The following is a 22,022-nucleotide window of genomic DNA, read 5'->3' on the forward strand; positions in this document are numbered from 1 at the left end:
GGAACAATCGACATCCGTACGCCTGGCAGGGTTATGCGGAAATCGCTCGAACCCGCTTGCAGCGGGCCTCACACGGGTGTGACGACGGCGCGCGACGACGCATGCGGACGATTGCGTCGCTTTGCACAAAGGTTTGCTGCGGATTCGGGAGGGATCGGGTGCGCCGGGCGGGGACGTGGCGCGGAGGCGGGGCGACGCGCGGGCCTCTCAGCCCGCGCGTGCGGTTCAGATGCGCAGTTCAGGCGCGTAGTTGAGTCGCCGGGGAGTCGATTACGCAACCCACTCGTTGATGACCGGCGTGTCGAGCACCGGTGCGCGTTCGGCTTCCTCGAACGTCCGCTTGCTGCACGTCGCGTCGAGGCTGCCCTTGCCGCTCAGCAGCGGGCAGCGGTCGAATACCTCGGCGATCCAGTCGACGAACACGCGCACCTTCGGTGACAGATGCCGGCTGTGCGGATACACGACCGAGATCGGCATCGGCAGCGGCTTGACGCCGGGCAGCACTTCCTTGAGTCGGCCTTCGCGCAGATGCGGCAGCACCATGAAGAGCGGCGGCTGGATCAACCCGAAGCCTTCGATCCCGCAGGTCACGTACGCATCCGCGTCGTTGACCGACAGGATGCCCTCCATCTTCATCTCGACTTCCTTGCCGTCGGTCAGGAACGTCCAGTCGATCGTGCGGCCGGTGCGGCTCGAGAAGTAGTTGACGGCCTTGTGCTGGTTCAGGTCGTCGATCGTCTGCGGCTCGCCGTGGCGTTCGAGATAGTCGGGCGACGCGACCGTCACGCATTCGAACAGGCCGACCCGGCGCGCGACGAGCGACGAGTCCTGCAGTGCGCCGACGCGGATCACGCAATCGACGCCTTCCTGCAGCAGGTCGACCGGCCGGTCGGACAGGCCGAGCTGCAGATCGATGTCCGGATAGCGCGTATGAAATTCGCACAGCGACGGAATCACGAGCAGCCGCCCGATCGAACCCGGCATGTCGATACGCAACTTTCCGTGCGGCTTCCGGTTGTTCGCCTGGAAGCTCGCCTCGGTTTCCTCGACGTCCGCGAGGATCCGCACGCATCGTTCGTAGTACGCGGCGCCGTCCGGCGTAAGCGACAAGCGGCGCGTGGTCCGGTGCATCAACCGCACGCCGAGGAATGCTTCGAGATTCTGGATGATCGTCGTGACGGACGCTCGCGGCAAGCTGAGCGTTTCTGCTGCCTTGGTGAAGCTGCTTGTATCGACGACGCGAGTAAACACCTGCATGGCCTGAAGCCGGTCCATCACAACCTCCGCAATCTAATGAGCCTCCGGAACAAGAAGGCTGCGCTACCTCGTGGGTAAACGCAGCCTCGGATTGTTCGGGGGCGTTGAATTGTGTTGCCGGATTATAGGCATTTATCCCAATGTCTGCCGGACCCAGAATTCGTTCCATCTCGAAATGGATGCTGCATCGTCATGGACGCTTCTGAATTCAGCAAATTCCTGAAGGCCGCGTTGCCCGCGCAAGCCACGGCGGGCGCGGCGCTGACGGTTACCGAAGTGGAAATTCCCGGCTACGCGCAGGACATCGTGCTGCGCCTCTACCGCCGCCCGGACAAGACCGGGTTGCCAGTAGTGCTTTATTTCCACGGTGGCGGCTTCGTCCGCGGTTCGCTCGAAGACGCCGATTTCGCCGCGCGTTTTTTAGCAGAACGCTTACCAGCTCTCGTAGTGTCGGTCGACTATTCGCTCGCGCCGGCCTTTCCTTTTCCGGCCGCGCCGGAGGATGCGTATCGCGCTGCCGTGTGGGCCGCGACGCGCGCCCGCGCGTTCGGCGGCAACCCGAAGAAGATCGGTGTCGCGGGCCACGACGCGGGCGGCCAGCTCGCGAACTGCCTCGCGTTCATTGCGCGCGATCGCGGCGAAGTGTCGATCGTCGCGCAGGCGCTGTTCGGGCCGATGCTCGACCCGAGCATGACGCGTATCGGCGACGCCGATCGCCTCGCCTCCGACATCACCGCGCGCGAATGCGCGGCCTGTTATCGCGCGTATCTGCCGCAGGCCGCGCAACGCATGCACCCGTACGCGGCGCCGCTCGAATCGGTGCGCCTCGCGGGGCTGCCGCCGACGCTCGTCGTCACCGCGCAGAACGACGTGCTGCACGTCGAGGCGGAGAAATATGCGGGCTGCCTGATCTCGTCGGGCGTGCTCACGCAGGTGATCCGCTATCCGGACATCACGCACGCCGCGCTCGCGACGCACGGAGCCGCCTTCGAGGAAGCCGTGCGCTTCTTCCAGTGCCGCTTCCAGGCGCGCCAGCCGAACCGTTCCGAATAACCAAAACCAATCCACGTTTACTGGAGATCCACATGGCCATCCTACGCACCTCCCGTTCCCGAATCGCGACAGCGGCGATCGTGACGCTCGCCGTCGTCGGCCTCGGAACGTTCGGCGCGATGCGCGTGAACGCGAACGCACCGGAGAAATCGGCAGCGCCGCTGCCCGAAGTCGACGTCGCGACCGTCGTGCCGCAGACCGTGACCGACTGGCAGAGTTATTCGGGCCGCCTCGAAGCGGTCGAGAAAGTCGACGTGCGCCCGCAGGTGTCGGGCACGATCGTCGCGGTGAACTTCAAGGACGGCGCGCTCGTGAAGAAGGGCGACGTGCTGTTCGTGATCGACCCGCGCCCGTACCAGGCTGAAACCGACCGTGCGGCCGCGCAGCTCGCGGCCGCGCAGGCACGCAACGGCTACGCGCAGACCGACTGGCAGCGCGCGCAGCGGCTGATCGGCGACAACGCGATCGCGAAGCGCGATTACGACGAGAAGCAGAATGCGGCGCGCGAGGCGACGGCGAACCTGAAGGCCGCCGAAGCCGCGCTGGAAACGGCGCGCATCAACCTCGGCTATACGCGGATCACCGCGCCTGTTTCGGGCCGCGTGTCGCGTGCGGAAATCACGCTCGGCAACGTCGTGTCGGCCGGTGCGTCGGCTGTTCCGCTGACCACGCTGGTGTCGGTGTCGCCGATCTACGCGTCGTTCGACGCGGACGAACAGACCTACCTGCAATACATCAACGGCACGCGCAGCGGCCGCAAGGTGCCGGTCGAACTCGGCCTCGCGAACGAAACCGGCTACTCGCGCAGCGGCGAGATCGACTCGGTCGACAACCGGCTCGATACGTCGTCCGGCACGATCCGCGTGCGCGCGCGCTTCGACAACGCCGATGGCGCGCTCGTCCCGGGCCTCTATGCACGCGTGAAGGTGGGCGGCAGCGCGCCGCACGAGGCACTGCTCGTCGACGACGCGGCGATCAACACCGACCAGGACAAGAAGTTCGTGTTCGTCGTCGACCAGCAAGGCCGCGTGTCGTACCGCGAAGTGCAGCAGGGGATGCAGCACGGCAACCGGCGCGTGATCGTGAGCGGGCTTTCCGCCGGCGATCGCGTGGTCGTGAACGGCACGCAGCGCGTGCGCCCCGGCGAACAGGTGAAGCCGCACATGGTCCCGATGACGGGCGGTGACGCGCCGTCCGCGCCTCTGGCGGACAACGCGAAGCCGGCCGCCCCGGCGAAGGCGGATTCGTAAGCGGCCCGCCGCTTCCTATCCGCGTTCAACCAGACAGAGCCACACATGAACATTTCCAAATTCTTTATCGACCGGCCGATCTTTGCAGGAGTCCTATCGGTGATCATCCTGCTCGGCGGGGTGATCGCGATGTTCCTGCTGCCGATCTCCGAATATCCGGAAGTCGTGCCGCCTTCCGTGATCGTGAAGGCGCAGTACCCGGGCGCGAACCCGAAAGTGATCGCCGAGACGGTCGCGTCGCCGCTTGAAGAGCAGATCAACGGCGTCGAGGACATGCTCTACATGCAGTCGCAGGCGAACAGCGACGGCAACATGACGATCACCGTCACGTTCAAGCTCGGCACCGATCCGGACAAGGCCACGCAGCTCGTGCAGAACCGCGTGAACCAGGCGCTGCCGCGCCTGCCGGAAGACGTGCAGCGGCTCGGCATCACGACGGTGAAGAGCTCGCCGACGCTGACGATGGTGGTCCACCTGATCTCGCCGGACAACCGCTACGACATGACCTACCTGCGCAACTACGCGCTGATCAACGTGAAGGATCGCCTGTCGCGGATCCAGGGCGTCGGCCAGGTGCAGCTGTGGGGTTCGGGCGACTACGCGATGCGCGTGTGGCTCGATCCGCAGAAGGTCGCGCAGCGCGGGCTGTCGGCCGAGGACGTCGTGCAGGCGATCCGCGAGCAGAACGTGCAGGTCGCGGCCGGCGTGATCGGCGCGTCGCCGTCGCTGCCGGGCACGCCGCTGCAGTTGTCGGTGAACGCGCGCGGCCGCTTGCAGACGGAAGACGAGTTCGGCGACATCGTCGTGAAGACGACGCCGGACGGCGGTGTCACGCACCTGCGCGACATCGCGCGGATCCAGCTCGACGCATCCGAATACGGGCTGCGCTCGCTGCTCGACAACAAGCCGGCCGTCGCGATGGCGATCAACCAGTCGCCGGGCGCGAACTCGCTGCAGATCTCGGACGAAGTGCGCAAGACGATGGCCGAGCTGAAGCAGGACATGCCGGCGGGCGTCGACTACAAGATCGTCTATGACCCGACGCAGTTCGTGCGTTCGTCGATCAAGGCGGTCGTGCACACGCTGCTCGAAGCGATCGCACTGGTCGTGATCGTCGTGATCGTGTTCCTGCAGACCTGGCGCGCGTCGCTGATTCCGCTGATCGCGGTGCCGGTGTCGATCATCGGTACGTTCTCGCTGCTGCTCGCGTTCGGGTATTCGATCAATGCGTTGTCATTGTTCGGGATGGTGCTCGCGATCGGGATCGTGGTCGACGACGCGATCGTGGTGGTCGAGAACGTCGAGCGCAACATCGAGAGCGGGATGAACGCACGGGCGGCGACCTACAAGGCGATGCAGGAAGTGAGCGGGCCGATCATCGCGATCGCGCTGACGCTCGTCGCCGTGTTCGTGCCGCTCGCGTTCATGTCGGGCCTGACCGGCCAGTTCTACAAGCAGTTCGCGATGACCATCGCGATCTCGACGGTGATTTCGGCGTTCAACTCGCTGACGCTGTCGCCGGCGCTGTCCGCGATCCTGCTGAAGGGCCATGGCGACAAGGAAGACTGGCTCACGCGCGTGATGAATCGCGTGCTCGGCGGCTTCTTCCGCGGCTTCAACAAGGTGTTCCATCGCGGCGCGGAGAACTACGGCCGCGGCGTGCGCGGCGTGCTGTCACGCAAGACGCTGATGCTCGGCGTGTACCTCGTGCTGGTGGGCGCGACCGTGCTCGTGTCGAAGGCCGTGCCGGGCGGCTTCGTGCCCGCGCAGGACAAGGAATACCTGATCGCGTTCGCGCAGCTGCCGAACGGTGCATCGCTTGATCGCACCGAGAAGGTGATCCGCGACATGGGTTCGATCGCGCTGAAGCAGCCGGGTGTCGAGAGCGCGGTCGCGTTCCCGGGGCTGTCGGTGAACGGCTTCACGAACAGCTCGAGCGCGGGCATCGTGTTCGTCACGCTGAAGCCGTTCTCGGAACGGCATGGCAAGGCGCTGTCGGCCGGCGCGATCGCGGGTGCGCTGAACCAGAAGTACGGCGCGATGAAGGACTCGTTCGTCGCGGTGTTCCCGCCGCCGCCGGTGCTCGGCCTCGGTACGCTGGGCGGGTTCAAGATGCAGGTCGAGGATCGCGGCGCGGTCGGCTATGCGCGGCTCGCGGATGCGACCAACGACTTCATCAAGCGCGCGCAACAGGCGCCTGAACTCGGCCCGTTGTTCACGAGCTACCAGATCAACGTGCCGCAGCTCAACGTCGATCTCGACCGCGTGAAGGCGAAGCAGCTCGGCGTTCCGGTGACCGACGTGTTCAACACGATGCAGGTGTATCTCGGCTCGCTGTACGTGAACGACTTCAACCGCTTCGGGCGTGTGTACCAGGTGCGCGTGCAGGCCGATGCGCCGTTCCGCCAGCGCGCGGACGACATCCTGCAACTGAAAACGCGCAACGACAAGGGCGAGATGGTGCCGCTGTCGTCGCTCGTCACGGTGACGCCGACGTTCGGCCCGGAAATGGTCGTGCGCTACAACGGCTACACGGCAGCCGACATCAACGGCGGCCCGGCACCGGGCTTCTCGTCGGGGCAGGCGCAGGCCGCGATCGAGCGCATCGCGCATGAAACGCTGCCGCGTGGCGTGCGGTTCGAATGGACCGACCTCACGTACCAGCAGATTCTTGCTGGCGATTCGGCGATGTATGTGTTCCCGATCAGCGTGTTGCTCGTGTTCCTCGTGCTCGCGGCGCTGTATGAAAGCCTGACGCTGCCGCTCGCGGTGATCCTGATCGTGCCGATGAGCATTCTGTCGGCGCTCACCGGCGTGTACCTGACGCAGGGCGACAACAACATCTTCACGCAGATCGGCCTGATGGTGCTGGTCGGGCTGTCGGCGAAGAACGCGATCCTGATCGTCGAATTCGCGCGTGAGCTCGAACACGACGGCAGGACTCCGCTCGAGGCCGCGATCGAGGCGAGCCGGCTGCGGCTGCGCCCGATCCTGATGACGTCGATCGCCTTCATCATGGGTGTGGTGCCGCTCGTCACGTCGACGGGCGCCGGTTCGGAAATGCGCCACGCGATGGGTATCGCGGTGTTCTTCGGGATGCTTGGCGTGACGCTGTTCGGGCTGATGTTGACGCCGGTGTTCTACGTCGTGCTGCGTACGCTCGCGGGCGGCAAGATCCACGTCGCCGGCAAGGACTCGGCCGGTTACGGCTTGCCGACTCCGGGCGCGCCGGCGCCGGATGCTTGAGGATAAGAAGATGAACAACTTGCACAACACGAATGGCCTGATCCGTTTCGCGAAGGTGGCGGCCGCGAGCACCCTGCTCGCGACGCTGCTCGCCGCGTGCGCGGTGGGGCCCGACTACAAGCGCCCGGATGCGCCGACGCCCGCCGCATTCAAGGAAGCACCGACGCTCTCCGCCGGCGAACAGGCCGGTACGTGGAAGACGGCCGAGCCGGCAGACGGCGCGCATCGTGGCGAATGGTGGACGGTGTTCGGCGACCCGGTGCTCGATTCGCTCGAGACGCAGGCGCTCGCCGCGAACCAGAACCTGAAGGCCGCGGCCGCGCGGGTCGAGGAAGCGCGCGCTTCGACGCGTACGGCACGCTCGCAATGGTTCCCGCAGGTCGGCGCGGGCTTCGGGCCGACGCGCCAAGGGCTGTCGTCGGCGTCGCAGTTCCAGCCGCAGGGCACGGGCCCGACCAACGCGACGCTGTGGCGCGCGCAGGGCACGGTGTCGTACGAAGCCGACCTGTTCGGCCGCGTCGGCCGCAACGTCGAGGCGTCGCGTGCCGACCAGGCGCAGAGCGAAGCGCTGTTCCGTTCGGTGCAGCTTGCGCTGCAGGCGGACGTCGCGCAGAACTACTTCGAACTGCGTCAGCTCGATTCCGACCAGGACCTGTACCGCCGCACGGTCGAACTGCGCGACCAGGCACTGAAGCTCGTGCAGCGCCGCTTCAACGAAGGCGACATCAGCGAGCTCGACGTGTCGCGCGCGAAGAACGAACTGGCGACCGCGCAGGCCGATGCGGTCGGCGTCGCCCGCCGGCGCGCGGCGTCCGAGCATGCGCTTGCGATCCTGCTTGGCAAGGCGCCCGCGGATTTTGCGTTCAAGGAAACGCCGATCGTGCCGGTGGCGGTGAAGGTGCCGCCGGGCCTGCCGTCCGCGCTGCTCGAACGCCGTCCGGACGTGTCGGCGGCCGAACGCGCGATGGCGGCCGCGAACGCGCGGATCGGCCTCGCGAAGTCCGCGTACTTCCCGAAGCTCGACATTACGGGGGCGTTTGGCTATGAAGCATCGACGCTCGGCAACCTGTTCCTGTGGTCGAGCCGCACGTTCCTGCTCGGGCCGTTCGCCGGCACCGCGCTGACGCTGCCGCTGTTCGACGGCGGGCGTCGTGCGGCCGGCGTGCAGCAGGCGCGCGCGCAGTACGACGAGCAGGTCGCGAACTACCGGCAGCAGGTGCTCGTCGCGTTCCGCGAGGTCGAGGACAATCTCGCCGACCTGCGCCTGCTCGACGACCAGATCCGCGCGCAGGATGCGGCCGTCAACGCGTCGCGCCGCGCGGCGACGTTGTCGCGCACGCAGTATCAGGAAGGCGAGGTTGCCTATCTCGACGTGATCGACAGCGAGCGCTCGGTGCTGCAGTCGCAGCTGCAGTCGAACCAGTTGACCGGCGCGCAAGCCGTGTCGACCGTGAACCTGATCCGCGCGCTGGGCGGCGGCTGGGGGCCGGCGCCGACTGCGGTGGGCGATGCGGCATCCGTCAAGGCGGAGGTGGCCGCGCGTTGACGCACCGGTCCGCCGAAACGGGCGGCCGGTCGAAGAACCCCGATCCGCGTCGCCGCGGATCGGGGTTTTTTATTGGCGGGCGATCAGGGCAGTCAGGTCTGTTGCTCCGGCTTCACGTCCGTGCGTTCGGCGATGACCACCGCGTACCGGCCGACCGCATCGGCAATGCGCTGCGCGAGTTCGGGATCGCGCACCGCGCGCGCAAGCGTGACGCCGCCCGACAGCAGCGCGAGGAACGCGATCGCGCGATCGTCGTCGGGGGTGTCGCCCATCCCCGCCGACACTTCGTCGACGATCTGCCGCAATGCCTGCTCGTACGCGTCGCGGGTCTCGTCGTCGGCGCGCATCACTTCCGGGGACAGGCTCGGCAGCGCACAGCTTTCGCCGAGTTCGCAGGTGCGCCGCGGGCCGAGGTAGAACGACACGAACGGGCGCCGCCAGCGCGCGCCGTGCTCGGCCTTGAACGTCGCGACGCCTTGCCGGAGCTGGGCGAGGCCATCGAGGACGACCTGCCGGAACGCTTCGCCCTTCGTCTTGAAATGGCCGTAGAACGCGCCGTTGGTGACACCCGCCGCCTTCGTCAGCGGACCGATGCCGGAGCCGCCATACCCCTCCTGGCGGAACAGGCGGCTCGCGGCATCGAGGATGCGCGTGCGGGTTTCGTGCTTGTGCTCGACGGAATAACGCATGACAGGCTCGCTTCAGAGCGATCACTCTTTATCTTGCATAGAGAGCGATCGGTGTCTATTGTATAGAGAGTGACTGATATTTATATCACGTCACCTATCCGATGACCTGACCAGGAGAAAGTGCGATGCCGATTACGCTGACAGTATCCGAAGGGGTTTTCACGCCGGACGACGAGGGGCCGGTGTTTGCCGAGTTGACCGATGCGCTGCTGGAAGTCGAGGGGCTGACCGGGAATGCATTCCTGGCGCCGAACGTGGTGGGCACGCTCAACGTGCTGCCGCGCCACCGGACCTTCGTGCACGGACGCGCGGAGCCTGCCGCGTTCGTCGAGCTGAAGCTGCCTGCGGTGGCGCTTTCGGCGCCCGACCGGCAGCGGCAATTCGTCGAACGGGCGACGGCGATCGTGCTGCACCGTGCGGGCGGGCGGCTGACGCCCGCGCAGGTTTGGGTGAACGTCGTTCATGCGGTCGACGGGGGATGGGGCATTGCCGGGCGGCGCTACGACAACGCGTCGCTCGTCGATTCGATTCAGAGTGCGGCGGCGGCAGCGCACTGATCGCAACTAACGGTCAAGCCATCAGGCGTTGACCGACGGCGTGGCGGCGTTCGCCGCCACGCCGGTCATTTTTCATCGCCTGCAACCCGCAGTGCGCGAGCCAGTTCGCTGGCCGCCTTGCCGAGCCCCGTGTGCTTCGGCCGGCGCAGGTAAACCGGCAGCGGCAGCCCGTTGCGGATGTTCGCGAATACGAGCGGCGCGAGCTCGCCGTCGGCGACGTATCGGCCGATCACGGAGGCCGGCAGGTTCGCCCAGCCATGTCCGGCCTTCACGAGTGCGATCGCGGTCGCCATGTCGGTCACCTTCCACGTGCGGTTGCCGATCAACGGCCGCACGTCGGTCAGCGGCCGCTCGGGATCGGCGATCACGATCTGCCGGAAACCCGACAGCCGCTCGATCGCCTCGGGCTGCGGGCATTCGGCGATTGCCGGATGGCCAGGCGCGGCGACCGCGATGAGCGTCTCGGTCCACAGCGCATGAATCTGTTCCTGCGGATGAAGATCGAGCCCGCAGTACGCCACGCAGAGATCGATGGCGGTGCGATGCAGCGCGTCGACGATCGTGTCTTGCGGTGCCGTGACGACGCTGATCGCGAGCGCCGGATATTTCGCGGCGACCGCTGTCAGTGCGCGGGCGACGGGCGCCGGGTCGATTTCGGCCGCGACGCCGAGCCGCAACGTGTCTTCGACACCTTCCGACAGGTGTTGCGCGTGGGCGCGCAGTACCTGCAACTGCTCGGCGATCGAGCGCGCATCGGGCAGCAACGCGGCCATCGCGGCGGTCGGCGTCGGTTCGCGCGTGCCGCGGTCGAACAGCACGAGGTCGAGCTCGGCCTCGAGGTTCGCGATCGCCATGCTGATCGCCGACGGCGTGCGGCCGAGCGCACGCGCGGCGGCGGAAAACGAGCCTTTGTCGATGACGGTCAGCAGCATGTCGAGGTGGTCGCTGGTCAGCATGCACTGGCCTCCTGTCAGAAAAATTGAAAGGACCTGACTTTTGCGGGCGGGCTACCCGCTGATAGTCTCGCCACCTTGTTCGACAGAAGGTGGATGGTCATGCAAGGGTGGAAGAGACGCATAGTCTACGTCGTGGTGTTCGAGGTGCTCGGCATCCTGATCGCATCGTCGGTGCTCGGCATGCTGAGCGGCGCGAGCGTGGCAACGAGCGGCGTGATGGGGGTGATGATCTCGACGACGGGCGTCACCGTCAATTTCCTGTACAACCTCGCGTTCGAGGCGTGGGAGCGCAAGAGCGCGGCGACGACGCGCACGGTCGGGCGCCGCGTGCTGCATGCGATCGGTTTCCAGATCGCGCTCGTGACGTTCCTGATTCCGTTGATCGCGTGGTGGCTCGACGTGTCGCTGCTGCAGGCGTTCCTGTACGACGCGGTGCTGATCGTGTTCTTCCCGATCTTCACGTTCACGTACAACTGGGCGTTCGACAGCGTGTTCGGGCTGCCGGATGCGGTCACGCGCAAGGCGGAGCCGGCGGTGTGGTAAAGCGTGCTCGCGGAATTACGCAGGCAGATTGACGGGACGGGCGCGCCGGCGACGCACGGCGGTTGATGAGGCGGCGATGCGGAGCGAATCCGTATCGTCGTAGAACAGCGAGGAGAACGGGCGGCGCGGAAGCCGCCCGGGGACTTACGCGGCGACGAACTCGTGCACGTAGCGGTTGAACACGGCGGGGCTTGCTGCGTTCATCCCGTGCGATGCGCCGGCGACGGTCTGCCGTTGCGCATTGCCGATCCACTGCGACAGCGTGTCGACGTTGTTGCGGAACATCTTCGGGCTGCGCTGGCCGTCGATCAGCAGCGTGCGGCACGCGATGTCGCCGGCCGTGTGCTGCGAATACGCGGGCAGCGGGTCGCGCAGTTGCTTCGACAGCGTGCTTGCGTTGTCGATCGCCATCGTGCGGAAGCGCGACGTGCTCTTCTTCCATGCGCCCGGCAGGCTCACAGAGTCGACGAACATCTCGATGCCCGATTCGACGTCGCCTTGCCCGATCAGGTTCACGGCCTTCGTGCGCAGCGCGATCGCGGTGGCCGGCAGCGCGGCTTCGCGCACGCCCGGCTGTTGCAGCGGGCCGCCCGGATCGGCGAGCGTCAGCGATTCGACGAGGTGCGGATGCTGGCGTGCGACGTTGAACGCGACGCTGCCGCCGCGCGAGTGGCCGACCAGATGCACGGGGCCGAGATCGAGCGCATCGATGAATTCGGCGAGTTCGTCGACGTGGTTCTGCCAGCTGAACTCGTCCTGGATGCCCGCTTCGACGGCCGGCCAGTAATGGCTGAGGCTCGGCGCGATGCAGCGGTAGTGGGCCGACAGCGACGCGAGTTGCGGATCCCAGTAGCGGTAGTCGCACAGCGAGCCGTGCACGAACACCATCGGCGCACCGCTGCCCCGCTCGACATACGGCAGGCTGATGCCTGACGAAAGCGTCGCAAATTGCAGGTCGGGGTTCGCGAGCACAGACGGCTCGATTCGCATGTTCATGACTGAAAGACTCAAAGGTGCGTCAACACGACGCAACTATGCATCACGGCGACCTGCAAGGAAAACGCATTATTTTCATCGTGACGATCAATTTTATTGATGGCTCGGCTGGAAACCCTTGTCACGTGGGGATGGGTGTCGATGCTTTCAATCGTCTAACGATTGGTTGCAGCGCCGGAATGGCTGGAAAAGGGCGTGCGGCGACCTGCGCACTTGCGCATCGCACCTTGAGAAAACGGGAAGGTCGCGAGCCGCCGAACGCGGCCCGCATGTCAGCGCACCGCTAGCGCGGGCGCGGTCTGAAGCACGACGAGGAGGTCGTTGTCGGCCGCGAACTGCATCGCGAAATCGAATGCGTCCGCGCATACGGTGCGCAATTCGTCCGACACGAACAGGCATTTGACGTTGCCGTCGACGACGGGCATCGCGAGCCGCGACAGCGCGCACGGATAGCCGGGCCGCCGTTCGCCGACGAACAGCGTGATGACGCCCGCGAGGCGCTCGGGCCAGTCGCTCGGACGGAAGGTTTTCTGCGCGTGCGTGACGCCGCGGATCAGGTGGCCGGTGATGCGGCCCTGTTCAGTGACTTCGATGCGATCCATGCTGTGCGTGTCCTCGTTCGCGTCATTCGCCGCCATCGGCCGCCGCGTCGCCGCGCGCGGGAATCCGCAGGTTGCGCAGCTTGTGATAGAGCGTTTTCTTCGGCATGCCAAGCGCTTCGCTTGCATCCGCGACGTTGCCGTTGTGCCGCTGCAGCATGTCCTCGATCAGCATCCGTTCGAAATACGCGAGCTGTTCCGCAAGCGTGCCGCCTGCGACCGGCGTGCCGCCGGACGACAGCAGGCTGTCTCCGGTCAGCCCGAGCACGAAGCGGTCGGCCACGTTCTGCAGCTCGCGCACGTTGCCGGGCCACGCATGCGTCATCAGTTCGGACACCTGCGCAGCGGTGACGACCGGCGCAGGCTGCCCGAAGCGGCGCGCGGCCGCGAGCACGAAATGCTCGAACAGCAGCGGCACGTCCTCGCGCCGCTCGCGCAGCGGCGGCAGCTCGATCTGTGCGACGTTGAGGCGATACAAGAGGTCCGCGCGAAAGCGGCCGTCGGCCGCGAGCTCGGCAAGATCGGCCTTCGACGCGGCGACCACGCGGCAGTCGACCGGAATCAGCTCGTTCGCGCCGAGCCGCTCGACCACGCGCTCCTGCAGCACGCGCAGCATCTTGATCTGCAGCGTGATCGGCATCGTCTCGATCTCGTCGAGGAACAGCGTGCCGCCGTCCGCCCATTCGATCTTGCCGATGCGCTTCTTGATCGCACCGGTGAACGCGCCGGCTTCATGGCCGAACAGTTCGCTCTCGAAGACCTGCTCGGGCAGGCCGCCGCAGTTCAGCGCGACGAAATGCGCGTCGCGCCGGCCGCCGAAGTCGTGCAGGCTGCGCGCGATCAGTTCCTTGCCGGTGCCGGTTTCGCCGGTGATCAGCACCGACACCGACGTATCGGCGAGGCGCAGGATCTTCTTGCGCACGTCGGCCATCGCGGGCGACTTGCCGAGCACGAATGCCTCGATGCCCTGCCAGTTGTTCAATGCCGCGCGCAGGCCCTGCACCTCGAGCGTCAGGCGGCGTTTCTCGACCGCGCGTGCGACGCGCCCTGCGATCACGTCCGACGAGAACGGCTTCTCGATGAAGTCGTATGCGCCGACCTGCATCGCGCCGACGGCCGTCGAGATATCGGCATGGCCGCTGATCAGCACGACCGGGATCTGCGCATCGATGGCCATCACGCGATCGAGCAGTTGCAGCCCGTCGATGCCCGGCATCCGCACGTCCGACACGATCACGACCGGTGCGCCGGGCGCGACGTGATGCAGCGCGTCGGCGGCCGATGCGAACGCGTCGACCGCGAAGCCGGCAAGCGCAACCGCCTGCTCGACGCCGATCCGGACGTTTTCATCGTCCTCGACGACCAGCACCCGAATCTCATCTTCCATGCTCTGTCCTTTGCAGCGTTGCCGCCGCGAATTCGATACTGAACTGCGCGCCGCCTTCGTCGCGGTTCGTCGCGGCGATCTTCGCGCCGAACGCCTCGACGATGCGCGACGTGATTGCGAGGCCGAGCCCGAGGCCCTGGCCGCGCGGCTTGGTCGTGACGAACGGCTCGAACAGGTGCGGCAGCACCTCGGGCGCGATGCCCGCGCCGCTGTCGGCGACGGTGAGGTGCACGCGGCCGGCTTCGTCCGGCCCGGCGGCCTCGATGACGATGCGGCGCACGGGCGCATCGTGCACCGCGTCGAGCGCGTTGCCGAGCAGGTTCACGATCACCTGCTGCAGCTGGCTCGACTCGGCCGACACGGCGGTGCCGGGCGCGATGTTCACGTCGAGCTGCACGCCTTCGTCGCGGATCCGCGCATCGTAGATGAGCCGCGCATGCGCGACGGCCTCGTTCAGCGACACCGCGACGCGCTCGACGTCGGGCTTGCGCGCGAAGGTCTTCAGCTCGCCGGTGAGCACGGCCATGCTGTCGACGAGCTTGCCGATCCGTTCGAGATTCGCGAGCGCCGGCGCCGGCTGGCCGCGCTCGAAGAACGTGCGCGCGTTGTCGCACAGCGTGCGGATCGCGACGAGCGGCTGGTTCAGCTCGTGCGTGAGGCCGGCGGCCATCTGCCCGAGCACCGCGAGCTTGCCCGCGTGCACGACTTCCTGCTGCGATGCGCGCAGCCGCTGCTCGGTGCGCTCGCGCTCGACGATCTCGCGCTGCATCCGTTCGTTTGCGGCCGTCAGCGCGGCCGTGCGCTGCGCGACGGTCAGCTCGAGCTGGTCGTTCGCGCGCCGCAATGCATCCTGCGCGTTCAGCCGCGCGACGATCGCCCGGCGGCGCTGGATCGCGTAGCCGGCGAGCAGCGCGGCGATCAGGAACGCGCCGGTGACGAACACGAAGGCCGTCTGCTGCTGGCGCCGCGCGCCCGCGATGTCGAGCAGCACCATCAGCGAATCGCCGGCCTGCGGCGCGGGGCGCGACATCACGAGATAGCGCGTGGTGCGGCCGGTGCGGCGCGTATCGGGGAAGGTGCCGAACCACGCGGCCGCGCTGCGGTCGCCGATGCGGCGGTACGGCAGCGCGTCGACGGTGCGGCCCGCGTATTGCCGCGATGCCTGGATGTCGTGCTGCTGCTGCGCGGTGATCGGGCGCAGCGCGGTGAATTTCCACGCGGGTTCGGTCGAGATCACGACCACGCCGTTGCTGTCGACGACCATCGCGGCGACGCCCGGCGCGCGCCACGCCGATTCGAGCGGGTCGACGCTGATCTTCACGGCGGCCACGCCGATCGGCACGCCGTCGTCGCGCACCGCGCTGGCGAAGTAGACGCCCGGCACGCCGGTGTTGGTGCCGATGCCGAAGAAGCGGCCGCTGCCGCGCGCGAGCGCGTCCTTGAAATACGGCCGGTACGACACGTTGGTGCCGACGAAGCTGAGCGTCTCGTTCCAGTTGCTGGCAGCGATCACGTCGCCCTGCAGGTCGATCACGTCGACCGCGCCGCTGCCCGCGTCGCGGTTCACGGCTTCGAGATAGGTGTCGACGCTGTGCACGAGCGCGGGGGCGTCATGCGGCGCGGCTTTCAGCATCGTGCGCACGCCGTCCTGCCGCGCGACCAGGCCGGGCAGGATCTCGAAGCGGCCCAGCTCGCTCTTCAGGCTCGACGCATACAGGTCGAGCCGGTGCGCGCCGGTTTCCTCGAGCGCGTCGATCGCGCGTTCCCACGCGAAATCGACAGCCGCGGCCGCGACGCACACATACAGCACGCCGGCCGATGCCCAGCCCCACCACGGGATTCCCTTGAAGCTCTTTTGCACGTTCGCCCTCATCGAAGCCCGCAACCGTCCGCACCGCGTGACGCCAGAAACGACGCCCTGAACGACGCGCGCCGCGCGCCGGCTGGGCCGGCGGCGGCGCGTGCGAAGCGGCCTGCGCGACGGTGCGCGCGGCGGCGCGTCATCCGAAGTGGGCGACCAGGATCAGCGTGACCGTGACGACGATCGCGCCGCCGATACGCGTTGCGATCTGCGCGAACGGCATCAGCTGCATCCGGTTCGCGGCAGTCAGGATCGCGACGTCGCCGGTGCCGCCTTGCCCGCTGTGGCAGGCGTTCACGATTGCGGTGTCGATAGGGTACATCTTCATCAGGCGGCCGACCACGAAACCGGTGCCCATCAGCGTCGCGACGGTCGACACGATCGTGACGACGTTGACGATCGTGAACGCTGCGGTCAGCTTGTCCCACGGCGTCATCGCGACGCCGATCGCGAACAGCAGCGGATACGTGACGGCGGTCGAGAAGAACTTGTAGACGACGAACGCGCCTTCCTGGAGCGGCGGCGACACCGCGCGCGCGAGCTTCACGAGCACCGCGAGGAACAGCATCGCGACCGGTGCGGGCAGGCCGAACAGCTTGAACGCCATCAGGCCGACGAGGTACAGCGTGATCGCCGTGATACCGGCGCCCGCGATGTGCGTGACGTCGACGTGGCCGCGGATTTCCTCGTTCTCGGGCGTCATGTCGCCCGATTCGCCGACCTGCAGGCGGCCGTTGCCGGTCAGGTGCGGGAAGCGCTTGCCGATCATGTCGAGCGCGCCCGACAGGATGATCGCGGTCAGGCTGCCGAGCATCACCGGCGGCAGCACCATCGCGAACATCTCGCCTTGCGGCAGGTGCATCAGTTCCGAATAGCCGATCGACAGCGGAATCGCGCCTTCGCCGACGCCGCCAGCCATGATCGGCACGACGATGTACAGCAGCGTGTGGCGCGCGCCGAGGCCGAGTGCGGTGCCGACCGCCGTGCCGACGATTGCGGCCGCGACCGAGCCGGCCGCGAGCGGGATGAAGATCTTCACGAAGCCCTGGATCAGCACGCGGCGATCCATGCTCAGGATGCTGCCGACGATGATCGACGCGATGAACAGGTACAGGAAGTTGGTCGATTTAGTGAATTCGACCGTCAGGTTCAGCACCGGCTTCGGCAGCAGGTGGTAGTAGGTGAGCGCAGACGGCACGAAGGTCGCGAAGATCGCGGCCGCGCCGATGTTGCGCAAGAGCGGCAGGCGCTTGCCCAGTTCCGCGCAGGTGAAGCCGAAGAACGCGAGCACCGCGATCGCCATCGAGATCTCGCCGGGCACCTTGCCGGTCACCGAGAAGCCGACGATCAGCGCGAGCAGGATGAAGTAGACGGGCAGCGGGATGATGCCGATGCGGATTTCCATCAGTTTCCACCAGCCTTCCGGCCAGAAGCGCTCGCGCGGGGTGGCGACGGCGTCGGAAACCGGCTCCGGATGGGACGGGGTATGGATAGAGGTCTGCAAGACGTGTCTCCTGATGTTGGAATGCCTGCATGGCTTCGCGGCATGGTGTGCCGTCTATTACGCAACCCCCGTGCCAGAAATCCGGCCCGCCGGAAGATTTTTAATACATTGATTTTTAAGGGGTTTGTTTCGTCTGCGGAAAGATAGACCCGGCCGATTGGCCGAGATTTCGGAATTCGCCCGGTGCCCAGGCCGAGATTTCGGCCTGGCGGCCGGCCGGGCGCCCGGTCAGGCCCCCGATCCTGCATGGCCGCCCGCCATATCGTCGCGCGCGATTTTCTTCGCACAATCGCTTCGTAGACCGTCCCCGTGCCGCTCTCTATCATCGGCTGATCCTTTTCCGATGCGATGACCCCTGTCCGGAGAACGCCCGCGCGTTCGCCGCGGCGTCGCTCATCCGTCGATACCGTCTTTGGACAGGAGAGTGGTTTCATGCTGCATGCCGTTTTTTCCGCCCGCTTTTCCGCCGGCCGCGTCGCGCGTCTGCTGGCCGCCGCCGTGCTTGGCGTCGCGCTGCTCAATGGCGCGCAGGCCGACACCGCGCCGCTGAAGGTCGGCATCTCGACCAGCCCGCAGATCGAAGCGCTGAAGGTCGCCGCGAAGGAGGCGAAGGCGCAGGGTCTCGACGTGAAGATCGTCGAGTTCACCGACTGGAATACGCCGAACGCGGCGCTCGCGAACAAGGACATCGACGTCAACTACTTCCAGCACATCCCGTTCCTCGAGAACGCGAAGAAGCAGGGCGGCTACGACTTCGTCGCGATCGCGCCCGGCACGATCATGAAGATCGGCCTCTATTCGAAGAAGGTGAAAAGCTTCAGCGAGCTGAAGGACGGCGCGAAGGTCGCGATCGCGAACGATCCGGTCAACGGCGGGCGCGGGCTGTTGCTGCTGCAGCGCGCGGGCCTCATCAAGCTCACGCCGGGCGCCGACTATCGCGCGACGACGCGCGACATCGTGGCCAACCCGAAGCACCTGAAGATCATCCCGCTCGAGGCGTCGCAGCTCGCACGCTCGCTCGACGACGTCGATCTCGCGCAGGGCTACCCGAGCTTCATCAAGCTCGCCGGCACCACCGACCCGAACAGCGCGCTGCTGTTCGACGGCACCGAGAACAAGAATTTCGCGGTGCAGTGGGTCGTGCGGCCCGACAGCGTGAACGATCCGCGCATCCGCAAGTTCATCGCGATCTACCAGCATTCGCCGGCCGTGCGCAAGGCGCTCGACAATGCGTTCGGCTCGCTGTACGCGATCGCGTGGTGACGGAGGCGGCCATGACGACGGCGAATCGCAAGAAGATCCTGCTCAACGCATTCAACATGAACTGCGTCGGGCACATCAACCACGGGCTGTGGACGCATCCGCGCGATCGCTCCGCGCACTACACCGATCTCGACTACTGGGCCGACCTCGCGAAGACGCTCGAACGCGGCAAGTTCGACGGGATCTTCCTCGCGGACATCGTCGGCGTGTACGACGTGTTCGGCGGCGGCCCCGACGCCGCGCTGCGCGAATCGGTGCAGGTGCCCGTCAACGATCCGCTGCTGCTGGTGCCCGCGATGGCGCAGGTCACGCGGCATCTCGGCTTCGGCGTGACCGCGAACCTGACCTACGAGCCGCCTTACCTGTTCGCGCGCCGCATGTCGACGCTCGATCACCTGACGAAAGGGCGCGTGGGCTGGAACATCGTCACCGGCTATCTCGACAGCGCCGCGCGCGGGATGGGTCTCGCGCAGCAGATCGGCCACGACGACCGCTACGAGCGCGCGGACGACTACATGGACGTCGTCTACAAGCTGTGGGAACAGAGCTGGGACGACGACGCGGTGATCCGCGACGCGCAGGCGCGCGTGTTCGCGCAGCCCGGCAAGGTGCGGCGCGTGAAGCACGACGGGCCGTTCTATTCGATCGATGCGATTCATCTCAGCGAGCCGTCGCTGCAGCGCACGCCGGTGCTGTACCAGGCCGGTTCGTCCGCGCGCGGCGTCGAGTTCGCGGGGCGTCACGCGGAATGCGTGTTCGTGAACGGGCAAAGCAAGGCCGCCGCCCGCGCGGCGGCACTCGATATCCGCGCGGCCGCCGCCCGGCAGGGGCGCGACCCGGCATCGATCCGGATCTTCGCGGGCGTGAGCGTCGTGACGGCAGAGACCGAGCGGCTCGCGCGCGAGAAATTCGACGAGTACCGGCGCTACGCGAGCGCCGAAGCCGGCCTCGCGCATTTCGCGAGCTCGACCGGCATCGATTTCGCGAAGTACGGCCTCGACGAACCGATCTCGTACGTGAAGACCGACTCGATCCAGTCGGCCGTCGACGCGATCTCGCGCAAGAGCACGACCGGCACGTGGACCGTACGCCGCATGCTCGAACAGATGTCGCTCGGCGGCCGCTATGCGCCGATCGTCGGCTCGCCGTCGCAGGTCGCGGACGAACTGCAGTCGTGGATCGACGAGACCGGCATCGACGGCTTCAACCTTACACGCACCGTGATGCCCGAGTCGTTCGGGGATTTCGTCGACTGGGTCGTGCCCGAGCTGCAGAACCGCGGCGTCTACAAGGAAGACTACGATCCCGCGCCGACGCTGCGCGAGAAGCTGTTCGGCGCGGGCCCGCGCCTGCCCGCGTGGCACACGGGCGCGCAGCACCGGCCGGCTGCCGTATCGGAACCCGCGCATCCCGCGCATGCCTGAACGCAACGGAGCGAAGCGATGACGCAACTGTTCGATACGCTGGGTTTCATCGACGCGTCGGCCGCGCGCGCCGGCGCCTCTGCCGCGACGCATGACGCAGCGGCCGCGTTGGCCGAACCGGCCGGCGGCGCCGCCGTGTCGCTGGAGCAGGTCGGCAAGGTGTTCGCGACGCCGCGCGGCCAGGCTGCCGCGCTGCGCGACGTGACGCTCGACGTGCGGCGCGGCGAGGTCTTCGGGATCATCGGCCGCAGCGGCGCGGGGAAATCGACACTGCTGCGGCTCGTGAACGGGCTCGAGCGGCCCAGCTCGGGCCGTGTGCGCGTGCAGGGCGTCGACGTCGGCGCGCTCGACGAGGACGGGCTCGTCGCGCTGCGGCGTCGCACCGGCATGGTGTTCCAGCATTTCAACCTGCTGTCCGCGAAGACGGTGTTCGAGAACGTCGCGCTGCCGCTGAAGATCGCCGGCGTGCCGAAGGCCGAGCGCGTGCGCAAGGTCGAGGCGCTGCTCGAACTCGTCGGGCTCGCGGCGAAGCGCGACGCGTATCCGGCGAGCCTGTCGGGCGGGCAAAAGCAGCGCGTCGGCATTGCCCGCGCGCTCGTGCACGATCCGGAGGTGCTGCTGTGCGACGAGGCGACGTCGGCGCTCGATCCCGAGACGACGCAGTCGATCCTCGCGCTGCTCGCCGACATCAACCGCCGCCTCGGGCTGACGATCGTGCTGATCACGCACGAGATGGAAGTGATTCGCGCAGTGTGCGACACGGTCGCGGTGATCGAACAGGGCGAAGTCGTCGAAACGGGCCCCGTGTGGCGCGTGTTCGGCGATCCGCGGCACGGCGCGACGCGCGCGCTGCTCAGCACGCTCGTGCACGACCTGCCGGCCGAACTGGCCGCGCGCGTGCAGCCGCTGCCCGAGCAGGCCGCGTTACCCGACGGCGCGCAGGTCGTGCTCGACGTCCGCTATACGGGCGAGAGCGGCGGCGAGCCGGATGTCGGCGCGCTTGCGGCGGCGCTCGGCGGCTCGGTGCGTTTCCTGCACGGCGGGATCGAGCGTATCCAGGGGCATGCGCAGGGGCGGCTCGTGATCGCGGCCGCACTGCGCGCGGATGACGCCGGCCAGCCGCCGGCCCGCGGCGGTGCAGTGGCGGCGCTGCTCGAACGCGCGCGCCGCCACGCGAATCACGCGGAGGTGCTCGGCTATGTTTGACCTCTGGTGGCCCGAACTGCTCGACGCGATTCGCGACACGCTGTCGATGGTTGCCGCGTCGGCCGTGATCGCCGCGCTGATCGGCATCCCGCTCGCGGTGATCCTCGTGACGACCGCGCCCGGCGGCATCTACGAACGGCGCGGCGTGAACGCGGTGCTCGGCGCGCTCGTCAACGTGTTCCGCTCGACGCCGTTCATCATCCTGCTCGTCGCGCTGCTGCCGTTCACGCGCGTGCTGATCGGCACGACGATCGGCGTCTGGGCGGCCGTCGTGCCGCTGTCGATCGCCGCGATCCCGTTCTTCGCGCGGATCGCCGAGGTCAGCCTGCGCGAAGTCGACCGCGGGCTGATCGAGGCCGCGCTCGCGATGGGCGCGAAGCGCCGCCACATCGTGTGGCACGTGCTGCTGCCCGAAGCGCTGCCGGGCATGCTCGGCGGCTTCACCATTACCGTCGTCGCGCTGATCGGCTCGACCGCGATGGCGGGCGCCGTCGGCGCGGGCGGGCTCGGCGATCTCGCGATCCGCTACGGCTACCAGCGTTTCGACACCACCGTCATGGCGACCGTGATCGTGATCCTGATCGCGCTCGTCTCGGCCGTGCAAATCACGGGCGACCGCCTGGTCCGACGTGTGACCCGGCGTACCTGAGCGACGCCACAAGCGTGCGCTCGCTTCATTCATGAT

Annotated in this window: 19 protein-coding genes; 11 read left to right on the forward strand and 8 right to left on the reverse strand. The window is 67.2% G+C overall.

Translation table 11 applies throughout. The features are described 5' to 3' along the window. Window positions 1-270 precede the first annotated feature (270 nt). Window positions 271-1,275 (reverse strand): putative multidrug efflux transcriptional regulator CeoR, encoded by a 1,005-nt coding sequence (gene ceoR / locus BDI24065_RS26275; RefSeq protein WP_175033725.1) that lies wholly within the window; start codon window positions 1,273-1,275, stop codon window positions 271-273. A 174-nt stretch (window positions 1,276-1,449) separates the two neighbouring features. On the opposite strand from ceoR, the gene BDI24065_RS26280 reads away from it, so the two are divergent. The 4 genes from BDI24065_RS26280 to opcM are packed head-to-tail and all read left to right on the forward strand — an operon-like array spanning window position 1,450 to window position 8,352. Beyond that, on the forward strand, window positions 1,450-2,310 hold the full coding sequence (locus BDI24065_RS26280) for an alpha/beta hydrolase (RefSeq protein ID WP_175033726.1): 861 nt from the start codon (window positions 1,450-1,452) through the stop codon (window positions 2,308-2,310). A gap of 32 nt (window positions 2,311-2,342) precedes the next feature. Then, window positions 2,343-3,560, forward strand: coding sequence for a multidrug efflux RND transporter periplasmic adaptor subunit CeoA (gene ceoA, locus BDI24065_RS26285; RefSeq protein ID WP_175033727.1), 1,218 nt, complete (start codon window positions 2,343-2,345; stop codon window positions 3,558-3,560). A 45-nt stretch (window positions 3,561-3,605) separates the two neighbouring features. Next, complete coding sequence (gene ceoB, locus BDI24065_RS26290; protein ID WP_175033728.1) at window positions 3,606-6,806, forward strand: multidrug efflux RND transporter permease subunit CeoB; 3,201 nt, start codon at window positions 3,606-3,608, stop codon at window positions 6,804-6,806. Window positions 6,807-6,816: 10 nt separating this feature from the next. Beyond that, window positions 6,817-8,352: a multidrug efflux transporter outer membrane subunit OpcM gene (gene opcM / locus BDI24065_RS26295; protein WP_175033729.1), complete on the forward strand. Its 1,536-nt coding sequence runs from the start codon at window positions 6,817-6,819 to the stop codon at window positions 8,350-8,352. Between the two features lie 92 nt (window positions 8,353-8,444). On the opposite strand, the gene BDI24065_RS26300 is transcribed toward opcM, so the two are convergent. Continuing rightward, window positions 8,445-9,041 (reverse strand): TetR/AcrR family transcriptional regulator, encoded by a 597-nt coding sequence (locus tag BDI24065_RS26300; protein WP_175033730.1) that lies wholly within the window; start codon window positions 9,039-9,041, stop codon window positions 8,445-8,447. A gap of 125 nt (window positions 9,042-9,166) precedes the next feature. Between BDI24065_RS26300 and BDI24065_RS26305 the strand changes: the two genes are divergently transcribed. Beyond that, window positions 9,167-9,598 (forward strand): Tautomerase enzyme, encoded by a 432-nt coding sequence (locus BDI24065_RS26305; protein ID WP_175033731.1) that lies wholly within the window; start codon window positions 9,167-9,169, stop codon window positions 9,596-9,598. A 65-nt stretch (window positions 9,599-9,663) separates the two neighbouring features. On the opposite strand, the gene BDI24065_RS26310 is transcribed toward BDI24065_RS26305, so the two are convergent. Further along, a complete protein-coding gene (locus BDI24065_RS26310; RefSeq protein WP_175033732.1) occupies window positions 9,664-10,554 on the reverse strand; it encodes a LysR family transcriptional regulator in 891 nt (296 codons plus the stop codon). A 99-nt stretch (window positions 10,555-10,653) separates the two neighbouring features. Here BDI24065_RS26310 and BDI24065_RS26315 point away from each other — a divergent pair, with 99 nt between their 5' ends. Then, window positions 10,654-11,097 carry a PACE efflux transporter gene (locus tag BDI24065_RS26315; protein WP_175033733.1) on the forward strand — a complete coding sequence of 148 codons (444 nt, stop codon included), beginning with the start codon at window positions 10,654-10,656 and terminating at the stop codon, window positions 11,095-11,097. 144 nt (window positions 11,098-11,241) lie between these two features. Here BDI24065_RS26315 and BDI24065_RS26320 read toward each other — a convergent pair whose 3' ends face one another. Beyond that, entirely contained in the window at window positions 11,242-12,093 is an 852-nt protein-coding gene (locus tag BDI24065_RS26320; RefSeq protein WP_175033734.1) for an alpha/beta fold hydrolase, read from the reverse strand. 38 nt (window positions 12,094-12,131) lie between these two features. Between BDI24065_RS26320 and BDI24065_RS26325 the strand changes: the two genes are divergently transcribed. Then, on the forward strand, window positions 12,132-12,380 hold the full coding sequence (locus BDI24065_RS26325) for a hypothetical protein (RefSeq protein ID WP_175033735.1): 249 nt from the start codon (window positions 12,132-12,134) through the stop codon (window positions 12,378-12,380). Here BDI24065_RS26325 and BDI24065_RS26330 read toward each other — a convergent pair. The 4 genes from BDI24065_RS26330 to BDI24065_RS26345 all read right to left on the reverse strand — a co-directional run bounded on the left by BDI24065_RS26330 (window position 12,366) and on the right by BDI24065_RS26345 (window position 17,444). After that, window positions 12,366-12,695, reverse strand: coding sequence for a DUF3579 domain-containing protein (locus tag BDI24065_RS26330; RefSeq protein ID WP_175033736.1), 330 nt, complete (start codon window positions 12,693-12,695; stop codon window positions 12,366-12,368). The genes BDI24065_RS26325 and BDI24065_RS26330 overlap by 15 nt on opposite strands. 22 nt (window positions 12,696-12,717) lie before the next feature. Next, window positions 12,718-14,079, reverse strand: a complete 1,362-nt coding sequence (locus tag BDI24065_RS26335; protein WP_175033737.1) for a sigma-54-dependent transcriptional regulator — start codon at window positions 14,077-14,079, stop codon at window positions 12,718-12,720. After that, window positions 14,069-15,952, reverse strand: a complete 1,884-nt coding sequence (locus tag BDI24065_RS26340; protein WP_175033738.1) for a sensor histidine kinase — start codon at window positions 15,950-15,952, stop codon at window positions 14,069-14,071. Before BDI24065_RS26340 ends, BDI24065_RS26335 begins: the two co-directional genes overlap by 11 nt. A 127-nt stretch (window positions 15,953-16,079) precedes the next feature. Further along, complete coding sequence (locus BDI24065_RS26345) at window positions 16,080-17,444, reverse strand: 2-hydroxycarboxylate transporter family protein (RefSeq protein WP_175033739.1); 1,365 nt, start codon at window positions 17,442-17,444, stop codon at window positions 16,080-16,082. A gap of 432 nt (window positions 17,445-17,876) precedes the next feature. Between BDI24065_RS26345 and BDI24065_RS26350 the strand changes: the two genes are divergently transcribed. From BDI24065_RS26350 to BDI24065_RS26365, 4 genes are read left to right on the forward strand one after another with little or no spacing between them, the layout of a single operon-like run. Next, window positions 17,877-18,707 carry a MetQ/NlpA family ABC transporter substrate-binding protein gene (locus tag BDI24065_RS26350; RefSeq protein WP_175033740.1) on the forward strand — a complete coding sequence of 277 codons (831 nt, stop codon included), beginning with the start codon at window positions 17,877-17,879 and terminating at the stop codon, window positions 18,705-18,707. 11 nt (window positions 18,708-18,718) lie between these two features. Further along, window positions 18,719-20,131, forward strand: coding sequence for an LLM class flavin-dependent oxidoreductase (locus BDI24065_RS26355; RefSeq protein ID WP_175033741.1), 1,413 nt, complete (start codon window positions 18,719-18,721; stop codon window positions 20,129-20,131). An 18-nt stretch (window positions 20,132-20,149) separates the two neighbouring features. Then, window positions 20,150-21,337 (forward strand): methionine ABC transporter ATP-binding protein, encoded by a 1,188-nt coding sequence (locus BDI24065_RS26360; RefSeq protein ID WP_175033742.1) that lies wholly within the window; start codon window positions 20,150-20,152, stop codon window positions 21,335-21,337. Beyond that, window positions 21,330-21,986, forward strand: a complete 657-nt coding sequence (locus tag BDI24065_RS26365; RefSeq protein WP_046546161.1) for a methionine ABC transporter permease — start codon at window positions 21,330-21,332, stop codon at window positions 21,984-21,986. Before BDI24065_RS26360 ends, BDI24065_RS26365 begins: the two co-directional genes overlap by 8 nt. Window positions 21,987-22,022 lie beyond the last annotated feature (36 nt).

Origin of the sequence: Burkholderia lata, from assembly GCF_902499025.1 — a bacterium.
Lineage (GTDB): Bacteria > Pseudomonadota > Gammaproteobacteria > Burkholderiales > Burkholderiaceae > Burkholderia > Burkholderia lata_C.

Coding starts and splice junctions, on each gene's coding strand:
- ceoR (WP_175033725.1), bottom strand. CDS start 1,275: ATGGACCGGCTTCAGGCCATGCAGGTGTTTACTCGCGTCGTCGATACA.
- BDI24065_RS26280 (WP_175033726.1), top strand. CDS start 1,450: ATGGACGCTTCTGAATTCAGCAAATTCCTGAAGGCCGCGTTGCCCGCG.
- ceoA (WP_175033727.1), top strand. CDS start 2,343: ATGGCCATCCTACGCACCTCCCGTTCCCGAATCGCGACAGCGGCGATC.
- ceoB (WP_175033728.1), top strand. CDS start 3,606: ATGAACATTTCCAAATTCTTTATCGACCGGCCGATCTTTGCAGGAGTC.
- opcM (WP_175033729.1), top strand. CDS start 6,817: ATGAACAACTTGCACAACACGAATGGCCTGATCCGTTTCGCGAAGGTG.
- BDI24065_RS26300 (WP_175033730.1), bottom strand. CDS start 9,041: ATGCGTTATTCCGTCGAGCACAAGCACGAAACCCGCACGCGCATCCTC.
- BDI24065_RS26305 (WP_175033731.1), top strand. CDS start 9,167: ATGCCGATTACGCTGACAGTATCCGAAGGGGTTTTCACGCCGGACGAC.
- BDI24065_RS26310 (WP_175033732.1), bottom strand. CDS start 10,554: ATGCTGACCAGCGACCACCTCGACATGCTGCTGACCGTCATCGACAAA.
- BDI24065_RS26315 (WP_175033733.1), top strand. CDS start 10,654: ATGCAAGGGTGGAAGAGACGCATAGTCTACGTCGTGGTGTTCGAGGTG.
- BDI24065_RS26320 (WP_175033734.1), bottom strand. CDS start 12,093: ATGAACATGCGAATCGAGCCGTCTGTGCTCGCGAACCCCGACCTGCAA.
- BDI24065_RS26325 (WP_175033735.1), top strand. CDS start 12,132: ATGCATCACGGCGACCTGCAAGGAAAACGCATTATTTTCATCGTGACG.
- BDI24065_RS26330 (WP_175033736.1), bottom strand. CDS start 12,695: ATGGATCGCATCGAAGTCACTGAACAGGGCCGCATCACCGGCCACCTG.
- BDI24065_RS26335 (WP_175033737.1), bottom strand. CDS start 14,079: ATGGAAGATGAGATTCGGGTGCTGGTCGTCGAGGACGATGAAAACGTC.
- BDI24065_RS26340 (WP_175033738.1), bottom strand. CDS start 15,952: ATGAGGGCGAACGTGCAAAAGAGCTTCAAGGGAATCCCGTGGTGGGGC.
- BDI24065_RS26350 (WP_175033740.1), top strand. CDS start 17,877: ATGCTGCATGCCGTTTTTTCCGCCCGCTTTTCCGCCGGCCGCGTCGCG.
- BDI24065_RS26355 (WP_175033741.1), top strand. CDS start 18,719: ATGACGACGGCGAATCGCAAGAAGATCCTGCTCAACGCATTCAACATG.
- BDI24065_RS26360 (WP_175033742.1), top strand. CDS start 20,150: ATGACGCAACTGTTCGATACGCTGGGTTTCATCGACGCGTCGGCCGCG.
- BDI24065_RS26365 (WP_046546161.1), top strand. CDS start 21,330: ATGTTTGACCTCTGGTGGCCCGAACTGCTCGACGCGATTCGCGACACG.